Below are 11584 nucleotides of genomic sequence, written 5' to 3'. Positions count from 1 at the left end.
TAAGTATCGTTATGAAACTATATATAAAATCATTAGAAACATATTTAATCATAATATGTTCTATTATAACATTCAGTGCGAGTGCACAACAAGATCCCGAGTATACACAATATATGTATAATACTATGGCGGTAAATCCGGCTTATGCCGGGTCTACCGGTAATTTAGAAGCAGCACTTTTGTATCGTTCACAATGGATTGGTATTGATGGCGCGCCTGAAACACAATCGTTCTCTATTCACGGACCACTTTTAAATGAGAATATCGGTTTAGGATTAAGTGTCGTAAATGACAAAATTGGTCCATCGAATGAGTTGTATGTTGACGGAAATTTTGCCTATTCAATACCTCTTGGATATGAAAAAAGACTGGCATTCGGACTTAAAGCCGGTATGCGCATGCTAAACGTGGATTGGTCTAAAGGTAGATACTACAATAACAACGATGTTTTATTAAACCAAAACATCGATAACCAAATGAAGTTAGCCGTTGGAGCAGGTATTTATTATTATACAGATAAGTGGTATTTAGGAGTTTCGATTCCTAGTTTTATAGAAAATCGCTATTATGATGATGTGCAGGAATCGATAGATTACGATCGTTTGCATTATTATTTAATGGGAGGATATGTTTTTGATTTGAGTCCGAATTTAAAATTCAAGCCTGCATTTTTAGTAAAAGCAGTAAGCGGAGCGCCAATTACTGCTGATGTATCGGCGAATTTTATGATTGCGGAAAAATTTGTAATTGGCGGAGCGTATAGAACAGATGATTCTGTAAGCTTACTAGCAGGTTTTCAAATTTCCAGAAGTTTTTACATCGGATATGCATTTGATTATACCGTGAGCGACCTGAATAAATACAACGACGGTTCACACGAAATCATATTGCGTTATCAGTTTAACAAAGGTGAAAGCAAAATTAAATCCCCTCGATTCTTCTAAAAAACAATCCTATGAAAAAATTATATATACTTAGTTTAGTATTGAGTTTTACGATTTGTTTTGCTCAAAAAACTAATTTAAAAAAGGCCGATGCATTGTTCAAAAACTATTCTTATGTAGATGCTTCAAAAGCTTACGAAGAAATTTTACAAAACATTAAAAATCCATCCGCCCAAACGTTAAAAAATGCCGCCGACTCGTATTACTTTATTTCAGATGGTCGAAATGCACTCAAATGGTATAAAAAATTATACGAAGTACAAGGCAATAATTTAACCGATATTTACTATCTGCGTTACATTCAGTCGCTAAAAGCAGTTATGGATTACGACGAAGCAGATAAAATGACCAAAGAATATCTCACCAAAAAAGGAGATCAGAAAGAGATAAACAGATATGTTGCCCAAAAGAATCAATTAGATAGTTTGTCTAAAGCAAAATCACTTTACACGATTAAAAATCTTGACATTAATACCAGTAAATCAGATTTTGGAGCTACTTTTTTTCTGGAGAAAATTGTTTTTACCTCTGCGAGGGATACGACAAAATTTAGCGAAAAACTGTATACCTGGAACAATCAGCCCTTTCTAAACCTTTATGTGGCCGAAAGAAATCCTGCCGATGGAAGCTTATTCAATGAAACTGTGTTTTTACCAAACGTAATGACAAAGTATCATGAAGCAACAGCCACTTTTGATGCCGGTGGAAAAACAATTTATTACTCTACCAATATCGTTAAAAAGAATAAATTGGTTGTAGACGAAACAAAAACCAATAATTTTAAAATTGTTAAAGGCGATATTATAGATAATAAGTTAGAAAATCCGCAAACTGTTTTCTTTAGCAGCGATGATTATTCGGTTGGACATCCTTCTTTAAGTGAAGACGGAAAATGGCTTTTCTTCGCATCAGATATGCCGGGTGGAGTTGGGGAAACAGATTTATATTATGTAAAAATTGCAGCCGACGGTACAATGAGTTCTCCTGTAAATCTGGGACCAAAAATCAATACACTAGGAAATGATCTTTTTCCATTTTTTCGAAACGGAAAACTTTATTTTTCTTCTGATGGGCATTACGGTTTAGGAGATTTAGATGTTTATGAAAGTACATTTTTGGCTGACGGAACCTTCTCAGAACCTAAAAATTTAGGAGAACCAATTAACAGCAACAAAGATGATTTTGCTTTTACAATCAATAGTGCAGATAATTTTGGTTACGTTTCTTCAAACAGAGCAGGCGGAAAAGGCGATGATGATATTTATTCTTTCATCAAAGGAAAACCGGTTTGTAATCAGAACATCTCAGGAATGGCTTTTGATAGAAAAACGAAATTAGCACTTACAGATGTTACGATCATGGCTTATAATTCATACAGTGAAATTTTGGGAGAAACCAAAACAAATTATGAAGGTAAATACGCCATTGTAGTTCCATGTGGAAAAGTAGTTAAAATGATCGCTGCAAAACCTAATTACAGCAGAGATGAAAAAACAGTTGAAACTACGAACCAAAACGAAGGAGAAATTAAAGATGTCAATTTCGAATTGAGTAATTATGACGATTTAGTTGTTAAAAAGAAAGGTATAGAAAAAGTAGATGTTAACCCAATTTATTTTGATTACGACAAATATGATATCACACCTTTAGCCATAGAAGAATTGACAAAAGTAGTTTTCATCATGCAGAAATTTCCCAACATCAGAATCAAAATTGAGTCTCATACAGATTCTCGCGGAAAAGATGCCTACAACCTGAAACTTTCAGATAACAGAGCCAAATCTACACGTGATTATATTATATCACAAAATATTGATGCCTCACGAATAGAAAGCGCAATTGGGTATGGTGAAAGCCGATTAATTAATAAATGCAAAAATGGAGTAAAATGCACAGAAGCAGAGCATGTTCTAAACAGACGTTCTGATTTTATAATAATTCAAAAATAAACATGACTAAATTAACCAACATCATTTGCAGTCGTAATATGAATGTTAAAACCATTTGGAAGTTGGTTTTTGTTTAATTCTTTTTAAGAATATGGACAAGAAGAAAATCAAGTTGCATCTTTTTGCAGCTTGATTTTTGATTTTTTAAAACTTTACGTTTTATTTACTTTTCATTAAAAATAATCTTAATTTTGAGGTACAGTTATTCTAAGTCACAATATCCGCACTATCTTACTATTTTATGAGTACTCAAGAAACAATTCAGGCCTTACGCGACGAACTTAATCAGCACAATTACAACTATTACGTACTTGATAATGCCACAATTTCAGACTATGATTTTGATCTTAAACTAAAAGAGCTTCAGGACTTAGAAGATAAAAATCCTGAATTTTTTGATGAACATTCTCCAACGCAAAGAGTAGGAGGAGCAATCACTAAAAATTTTAAAACCATTGCACATCAGTATCGCATGTATTCGCTCGATAATTCCTATTCAAAAGAGGATTTAGTCGATTGGGAGGCGCGCGTTCAAAGAGTATTAGGAAATGTAGCCTTGCAATATACCTGTGAATTAAAATATGACGGAGCCTCAATAAGTATAACTTACGAAAACGGAAAATTAGTAAAAGCCGTAACACGTGGAGATGGTTTTCAAGGTGATGAGGTTACCAATAACATAAAAACCATCAAATCAGTTCCATTACAATTAAAAGGAAATTATCCTGATAAATTTGATATTCGAGGCGAAATTATTTTGCCCTATAAAGGTTTCGAAAAAATGAATCAGGAATTAATCGAAATTGGTGAAACTCCTTATTCAAACCCAAGAAATACAGCATCCGGAAGTTTAAAATTACAAGACAGTGCTGAGGTTGCAAAACGACCATTAGAATGCTTATTGTATTTTGTAACAGGAAATAATTTGCCATTTTCTTCACAGTTCGAAGGATTAGAATCAGCAAAAAAATGGGGATTTAAAGTGCCAAGCGAAGCAAAACTGGTAAATAATTTACAAGAAGTTTTTGATTTTATTGATTATTGGGATGTTCATCGTCATCAATTACCTTATGAAACAGATGGAGTTGTTATAAAAGTTAACAACATTCAGCATCAGGAAGAATTAGGTTATACCGCAAAATCACCACGTTGGGCAATCGCATATAAATTTAAATCAGAACAAGTTTCGACTAAATTAAATTCGATAACCTATCAGGTTGGCCGTACCGGAGCCATCACGCCCGTTGCCAATTTAGCGCCCGTACAATTAGCAGGAACGATTGTAAAAAGAGCTTCTTTGCACAATGCAGATCAAATTGCAAAATTAGACATCAGAATAAATGATACCGTTTTTGTTGAAAAAGGAGGCGAAATTATTCCGAAAATTATAGCGGTAGATTTAGAAAAACGACAAGAAAATTCAGAAGTAACACATTATATTACACATTGTCCCGAATGCCAAACCGAATTGGTTAGAAACGCTGGCGAAGCCAATCATTATTGCCCTAATTTTTACGGATGTCCTCCACAAATTATAGGCAGAATTCAGCATTATATTTCAAGAAAAGCGATGGATATTGAAGGTCTTGGCGGCGAAACAGTGGCTTTGCTTTTCAATAACGGATTGGTTCATAATTACGCAGATCTTTATGAGTTAAAAGTTGATGATATTTTGCATCTCGAAAGAATGGCAAAAAAATCAGCAGAAAATTTGGTGAATGGCGTAGAGAAATCAAAAGAAATTCCGTTTCAAAGTGTTTTGTTTGCACTCGGAATTCGTTTTGTTGGAGAAACCGTTGCAAAAAAACTGGCCAAACATTATAAAAATATTGATGCACTAAGCAAGGCTTCATTAATGGATTTAATTCTCGTTGATGAAATAGGCGAAAGAATTGCAAGAAGTGTAATTGAATTTTTTGAAAACGAAGAAAACAGAATAATAATAGAGCGCCTAAAAAGTTATGGTGTTCAATTTGAAATTGTTGAAAACATAAACCCAAATGCTACAGAAAAGTTTATCGGAAAAACATTTGTAGTTTCAGGAGTATTTGCTCAATTTTCAAGAGACGAATTAAAGAAAACTATTGAAGATAACGGTGGAAAAGTAGGAAGCTCAATTTCTACGAAAACCGATTTTGTCGTTGCCGGTGATAATATGGGACCAGCTAAATTAGAAAAAGCAAGTAAATTGAATATCCCAATATTGTCTGAAGAAGATTTTATAACCAAATTGAATGAAAGCCAATAAACCGTCGTTAATTCTTTATTTTTTAGCGTTACTGTTTACCATTATTTTTGATTGTATACAGCACGAATTTCTGGCAGTTTATGCCAAGACCATCGTATTGCCTGCAATTTTCTTCTATTTCTTAGTCAGTAACGATTATAAAATGGGAAAAACAGAAGCTTTGGTTTTTCTGTTTTGTTTTACAGGGCAGGTTTTCGAATTAATGGATGTCGGAATTTCTGAAATTGGCGGCGTTTTAAGTTTCTTAATTGTCTACATGTTGCTGTTAAGAATCATAATTGTAGGTCACGAAAAAATAAAATTCCGAAAAAAAAATATCCTGCCAATATCAATAGTAGTTATTTTTATACTCTATCTATTGATTTCAGTATTAAGTCTGCAATCAGACAACATGAAAAAGTTTAATTTTATTTACACTTTTTACGGAATCGTTCTTAGTGTTTTAAGTTATTACGCCTTTGTAAGCTATATAACAAAAGGCACATACGTCTCATTTTTAATGAGTTTAATGGCCATAAGTTATATATTTTCAGATATCTTCTACGTCTTTAGCGCATACTTTTCCTATTCAATTGTACTAATTTTAATTCGGGATGTAACCCAAATTTTGGCCTATTATTTTATGGTAGCCTACTTTCTCGAAAAAGCAAAATCGTATAAAAAAGTATTATACGATAATTGATTTTCCTTCATTAGTATGTGCTTTATTTTTGTCAAAATAAAAATCTATTCTCCCTAAATTAATTCCGTAACAACCTACTTGATTTACCAAGACCTTTTCACCCGCTTTGTTGGTTACAATAGTTGGTTTATCTAAAAAAGTGTGAGTATGTCCGCCAATAATCAAATCGATATCCTGAGTCAATTCTGCTAATTTTAAATCGCAAATTTTAGAATCTTCACCGCCATATTTATAACCCAAATGCGAAAGGCAAATAACCAAATCACATTTCTCTTCCTTCTTCAATAATTTAGTCATATCCTGAGCAATCTCAACAGGATTGTTATAAACCGTTTCTTTATACATTTGTTTGTCTACCAAGCCATCAAGCTCAATTCCTAAACCAAAAACACCAACCTTAATTCCGTTTTTATTGAAAATTTTATACGGCTTTACAAGTCCGTTCATTACGGTGTTTTTAAAGTCGTAATTAGAATTTATAAATTCAAAAGTGGCGTGTGGCATTTGAGCGTGAAGCCCATCAAGACCATTATCAAAATCATGATTTCCAATTGTCGATGCATCATATTTCATCATGCTCATCAATTTAAACTCAAGTTCACCACCGTAATAATTAAAATAAGGAGTTCCCTGAAAAATATCTCCCGCATCAAGCAAAAGCACATTTGGATTTTCTTTACGGATAGTTTCAATAAGTGCTGCACGACGAGAGACCCCGCCTTTATTTGCATTACGAGGATCATCAGCAGGAAAAGGATCTATATGGCTGTGAACATCATTTGTATGTAAAATAGTTAAGTGCTTAATATCGTTAGTTTCAAAACTGCTTAACGACAAACCTAAACTTAATAAAGCAGTACTTGCAGCAGTTTTTTCGATAAATTCTCTTCTTTTCATTTTATATATTTTTCAGGAACGATTGTAGTTAGGTAAAGTTTTTTGCCTCTAATTTCACAAATTTGCACTAATTTTTCATTTACTCTGTTATTAAAGAATTTGTGAAAATTTGTGTAATTCGTGGCAGACTTTTTAATTTTTTTATTCTTCAGTAATTCGAATATCTCTAGGAACCGGAATCGTATCTACTTCTTTAAAATAATCAATTAATACATTTCTAAGTTTATAGTTCAAATCAAATTTCTGAACACTTTTAGCGAAAAAACTCATGTTGTCACCGCCATTAGCCAGATAATCATTTGTAGCAACATAATAAACTTTATTAAGGTCTAAAGGTTTTCCCTGAATTAAAATGTTTTTTGCAACTTTATCTTTTCCTATTGTAAAAGTCATACCAGATAATGGCTGCGCTTTTTGTGTCTTAATAATATAAGAAGCTATTTCAAGAATTTGATCACCTTTTAAAGCCATCACAACCATACTATTTTCAAACGGCATAATTTCAAAAGCTGTTCTGCTGGTAACATTCCCCTTAGGTAAAATAGCTCTTATACCGCCATGATTCAATAAACATAAGTCGATACTTTTTTTCTCACGTGCCTTAAAAACCAGATTTCCTCTTTCTATGCAGGCATCAGCCATTAAATTACCAATTGTAGTTTGCCATTTTCCAGTACTTTTATCCAAAGTCTCAGGAGCATATGCTAAAACACTGTCTAAATCTTTATTAATGTGCTCTCGATACGGAGCAATAAATTTCTCTATTTCCGGGGTTTCCGAAGCTTTTTCTGTTATCGGAAGCTGTTTCCCTTCTATCTTCGTAAGGTTATAATTTTTGGGACTGCAGGAAATTATAAAAAAAAGTGTTAAGAATATAACAAAAAGTTTTAAAACCCCGTTATACTTTTTTAGTTTTACCATTTTAAATGCGACTTAAATAATTAATTTTGTAATTAGTAAAAGTACTATGTTTTTAAATTATACAAAGGAATTTTTTGTAAAAAAATCATTAAAAAATAACTTACATAATGTAAAAAGAGAAGTCTTTACTAGACATATACAAACAGTTGGTTTATTGGTAGATGAGAGTAATTTTAGGCATTCAAAGGACTTGATCAAAGAATTAGCCTTACACGGAATTGCTCCGGAAAACATAAAACTTGTTGCGTATAGAGATAAATTAGACAAGAAAAAAGAGTATTCAAGGCCTACTTTTGGTAAAACAAACATCAATTGGAAGGCGGAGATTACAACAGATTTTCTATCTGAATTTGTCGAGACAGAATTTGACCTTTTGATTAGTTATTACGAAATTGAAAAATCAATTTTGATGATGATAACCAGTAAATCAAAAGCGAAGTTTAAAATCGGGTTTACAGCTGTCGATAAAAGATTAAATCGATGGATGATAGATACCGATGTAGAAAATTATAAACTTTTCATTTCTGAATTGTTTAAGTATTTAAAAAGTTTAAAATAAACATAAATTATAATATGCAATCATTAATAGGAACAGGCGTTGCACTTGTAACTCCATTTAAAAAAGATTTCTCAGTAGACATTGAAGCATTACAGCGAATTGTAAATTTTTCTGTTGATGGAGGAGTTGAATATCTTGTAGTTATGGGAACAACAGCAGAAAATGCAACCCTGACACAAGCCGAAAAAGAACTGGTTATTAAAACCGTAATCGATACCAATAAAGGAAGATTACCTTTAGTACTTGGCGTTGGAGGAAATAATACAATGCAGGTTGTTGAGGAATTAAAAACAACAGATTTTTCAGCTTTTGAAGCAATCCTTTCTGTTTCGCCTTATTATAATAAACCAACACAAGAAGGTATATACCAGCATTTTAAAGCAGTTGCCGAGGCTTCTCCAATTCCTGTAATCTTGTATAATGTTCCGGGAAGAACTTCAAGCAATATGTTGCCATCAACTGTTATTCGTCTTGCAAAAGATTTTGATAATGTTGTAGCGATAAAAGAAGCAGCGGGAGATGTTGTACAAGCGATGCAATTGATAAAAAATGCACCAAAAGATTTTCTTGTAATTTCCGGAGATGATATGATTGCGCTACCGATAGTTTTGGCCGGCGGAGCAGGAGTGATCTCTGTAATTGCACAAGGTTTTCCGAAGGAATTTTCAGAAATGATTCGTTTAGGTCTGAATAAAAAAGTAAATGAAGCATTCAAAACCCAATACTTTTTATCAGATTGTATCGATATGATTTTCGAGCAGGGAAACCCTGCCGGAATCAAACAAGTTTTTCAAGCCCTTGGTATTGCTGATAATACTGTACGTTTGCCATTGGTTTCTGTAGATGATTCACTAGCGAAAAGGCTAAATGAATTTGTTAAAAGCAGCATAAGAGTAGAGCAGGATTAAGGGTATTTTAATATACCAAAAAATATTTTGTAGTAGCTAAATTAATAACTAAATTTGCCACCGGAACTTCGGTGTGATTTTGCTTTGGCATAATTGTCTAAGAAATCATAATAATTTAAGAAAATGAAAAAAATAGTATCTCTATTAATTGTTGTTGTCCTTTTTTGTTCTTGTAGTGATTACCAAAAAGCATTAAAAAATGAAGATGTTGCGGCAAAATTTGAAATCGCAACAAAAATGTACGAGGCAGGTAAGTACAATAAAGCGATTCGTCTTTTTGAACAATTAGCACCTACATATAGAGGTAAACCTCAGGCTGAAAAATTATTTTATATGTTTTCTCAGTCTTATTATAAAACAAAACAATATTACTTGGCAGGTTATCAGTTTGAAAGCTTTGTTTCAGGATATCCACGAAGCGAAAAAGTTCAGGAAGCTGCATATTTAGGAGCATTGAGTTATTCAAAATTATCTCCTGTTTATAGTTTAGATCAGACAGATACAGTAAAAGCTTTAGAGAAATTGCAGGCTTTTATAGATAATTATCCAAATTCAGAATACATACCGCAGGCAAACGCGACTGTACAGGTTTTGAACGGAAAACTGGAGAAAAAAGCATTCGAAAACGCAAAAGGATATAATACGATTTCAGATTATAAATCAGCATTGATTGCTTTTGATAATTTTATTGCAGATTTCCCGGGAACATCTTTTAAAGAAGATGCATTGTTCTATAAATATGACTCTGCATACAAATTGGCAATAAACAGCGTTCCATCAAAAATGCAAGATCGTTTAAATGTTGCCAAAGTAGCGTACAATAACTTATTAAAGTTTAAAAGCGATACAAAATATAAAAAAGAAGCAGACGAAATGAATGCTAGAGTTGAAACAGATTTACAAAAATTTACTAAATAAATAAAGTCATGGATTTAAAAAAGACGAATGCTCCTGTTAACACAATAACTTACAATAAAACGGTTATTGAAGAACCAACAGGAAATGTGTATGAGGCAATTACCATTATGGCTAAAAGAGCAAACCAAATTAATTCTGAAATTAAAAAAGAATTAACTGAAAAATTAGAAGAGTTTGCTACTTATAATGACAGTCTGGAAGAAGTTTTTGAAAATAAAGAACAAATTGAAGTTTCTAAATTTTACGAAAAATTACCAAAACCACACGCTTTAGCTGTTCAGGAATGGTTAGATGGTAAAACATACCACAGAGGTTCAAACAAATAATAAATAATATAGTATAAATGTCAGTTTTAAACGGGAAGAAAATTTTACTGGGAGTTTCTGGTGGAATTGCAGCCTATAAAACAGCCTCATTAGTACGACTCTTTATAAAAGCAGGTGCACATGTCCAAGTGATAATGACACCTGCTTCTAAGGATTTTGTAACTCCATTAACGTTATCTACGTTATCAAAAAATCCTGTACATTCCAGTTTCTTTAATCAGGATGATGAAGATGCAGTTTGGAACAATCATGTTGAATTAGCGCTTTGGGCTGATTTAATGATAATTGCTCCCGCAACTGCCAATACATTGTCTAAAATGACAACAGGAAATTGCGATAATCTTTTAATTGCTACTTATTTATCAGCTAAATGTCCCGTTTATTTTGCTCCGGCAATGGATTTGGATATGTACAAGCATCCTTCAACAATTTCAAGTTTTACTGCATTGCAACAATTTGGAAACGTAATGATTCCAGCTGAAAGCGGTGAACTCGCAAGCGGATTATCCGGAGAAGGCCGAATGGCAGAACCCGAAAATATCGTTGCTTTTCTTGAAGCTGATTTAGAAAGTAAACTGCCACTAAAAGGAAAAAAGATACTAATTACAGCTGGTCCAACATACGAAGCAATAGATCCTGTGCGTTTTATAGGAAATCATTCTTCAGGAAAAATGGGTTTTGATATCGCAAACGCAGCCGCAAATTTGGGTGCAAACGTTATTTTAGTTTCAGGACCAACGCATTATAAAGCAAAAAATACTACAATTAAAGTTATAAATGTAATTTCTGCACAAGATATGTATGATGCTTGTCATCTGCATTTTAAAGATGTTGATGTTGCAATTGCAGCGGCAGCCGTAGCCGATTATAAACCAAAAGTTGTAGCTTTACAAAAGATTAAAAAAGCTGCGGATGATTTTTCTATTGAACTCGAAAAGACAAAAGACATTTTAGCTTCATTAGGAACAATCAAAGAAAATCAATTTTTAATAGGATTTGCTTTAGAAACTGAAAATGAAATTGAAAATGCTAAGTTGAAAATTCAGAAAAAAAACTTAGATTTGATAGTTCTTAATTCATTGCAGGACGAAGGTGCCGGTTTTAAAAAAGAAACCAATAAAGTTACTTTTATTGATAAAAATTTTAAGATTGAACCAATGGAATTAAAAACAAAAGAATCTGTTGCCGTGGATATTTTGAACAAAGTGATTTCTCATTTTTCATAAACAGCA

Annotated in this window: 11 protein-coding genes; 9 read left to right on the top strand and 2 right to left on the bottom strand. The window is 32.8% G+C overall.

The window, feature by feature from the left end:
• Nucleotides 1-11: 11 nt before the first annotated feature.
• The 4 genes from EV143_RS06095 (at nucleotide 12) to EV143_RS06080 (ending at nucleotide 5823) form a co-directional block, all read left to right on the top strand.
• Nucleotides 12-944 carry a PorP/SprF family type IX secretion system membrane protein gene (locus EV143_RS06095; protein ID WP_133507081.1) on the top strand — a complete coding sequence of 311 codons (933 nt, stop codon included), beginning with the start codon at nucleotides 12-14 and terminating at the stop codon, nucleotides 942-944.
• 11 nt (nucleotides 945-955) lie between these two features.
• Entirely contained in the window at nucleotides 956-2893 is a 1938-nt protein-coding gene (locus EV143_RS06090) for an OmpA family protein (RefSeq protein WP_133507080.1), read from the top strand.
• A 241-nt stretch (nucleotides 2894-3134) separates the two neighbouring features.
• Entirely contained in the window at nucleotides 3135-5141 is a 2007-nt protein-coding gene (gene ligA, locus EV143_RS06085) for an NAD-dependent DNA ligase LigA (protein WP_133507079.1), read from the top strand.
• Complete coding sequence (locus EV143_RS06080; protein ID WP_133507078.1) at nucleotides 5128-5823, top strand: hypothetical protein; 696 nt, start codon at nucleotides 5128-5130, stop codon at nucleotides 5821-5823. Before ligA ends, EV143_RS06080 begins: the two co-directional genes overlap by 14 nt.
• Here the strand turns inward: EV143_RS06080 and EV143_RS06075 are convergent.
• On the bottom strand, nucleotides 5809-6720 hold the full coding sequence (locus tag EV143_RS06075) for a bifunctional metallophosphatase/5'-nucleotidase (RefSeq protein WP_133507077.1): 912 nt from the start codon (nucleotides 6718-6720) through the stop codon (nucleotides 5809-5811). The genes EV143_RS06080 and EV143_RS06075 overlap by 15 nt on opposite strands.
• 141 nt (nucleotides 6721-6861) lie before the next feature.
• Nucleotides 6862-7641 (bottom strand): 5'-nucleotidase C-terminal domain-containing protein, encoded by a 780-nt coding sequence (locus tag EV143_RS06070; protein WP_133507076.1) that lies wholly within the window; start codon nucleotides 7639-7641, stop codon nucleotides 6862-6864.
• Between the two features lie 46 nt (nucleotides 7642-7687).
• On the opposite strand from EV143_RS06070, the gene EV143_RS06065 reads away from it, so the two are divergent.
• The 5 genes from EV143_RS06065 to coaBC all read left to right on the top strand — a co-directional run bounded on the left by EV143_RS06065 (nucleotide 7688) and on the right by coaBC (nucleotide 11578).
• Nucleotides 7688-8200 (top strand): DUF6913 domain-containing protein, encoded by a 513-nt coding sequence (locus EV143_RS06065; RefSeq protein ID WP_133507075.1) that lies wholly within the window; start codon nucleotides 7688-7690, stop codon nucleotides 8198-8200.
• 14 nt (nucleotides 8201-8214) lie between these two features.
• Nucleotides 8215-9108: a 4-hydroxy-tetrahydrodipicolinate synthase gene (gene dapA, locus EV143_RS06060; protein WP_133507074.1), complete on the top strand. Its 894-nt coding sequence runs from the start codon at nucleotides 8215-8217 to the stop codon at nucleotides 9106-9108.
• Between the two features lie 123 nt (nucleotides 9109-9231).
• The gene (locus tag EV143_RS06055) at nucleotides 9232-10026 is read left to right on the top strand and encodes an outer membrane protein assembly factor BamD (protein ID WP_133507073.1); all 795 of its coding nucleotides are present in this window, start codon (nucleotides 9232-9234) and stop codon (nucleotides 10024-10026) included.
• Between the two features lie 8 nt (nucleotides 10027-10034).
• Nucleotides 10035-10352: a DNA-directed RNA polymerase subunit omega gene (locus EV143_RS06050; protein ID WP_007807938.1), complete on the top strand. Its 318-nt coding sequence runs from the start codon at nucleotides 10035-10037 to the stop codon at nucleotides 10350-10352.
• A 17-nt stretch (nucleotides 10353-10369) separates the two neighbouring features.
• Nucleotides 10370-11578 carry a bifunctional phosphopantothenoylcysteine decarboxylase/phosphopantothenate--cysteine ligase CoaBC gene (gene coaBC, locus EV143_RS06045; protein ID WP_133507072.1) on the top strand — a complete coding sequence of 403 codons (1209 nt, stop codon included), beginning with the start codon at nucleotides 10370-10372 and terminating at the stop codon, nucleotides 11576-11578.
• The last annotated feature ends 6 nt before the right edge of the window (nucleotides 11579-11584 follow it).

This window comes from Flavobacterium chryseum (assembly GCF_004362015.1).
Taxonomy (GTDB): domain Bacteria; phylum Bacteroidota; class Bacteroidia; order Flavobacteriales; family Flavobacteriaceae; genus Flavobacterium.
Note: the sequence above shows the minus strand (reverse complement) of the source record. Positions and strands in the feature narration are given on the sequence as shown.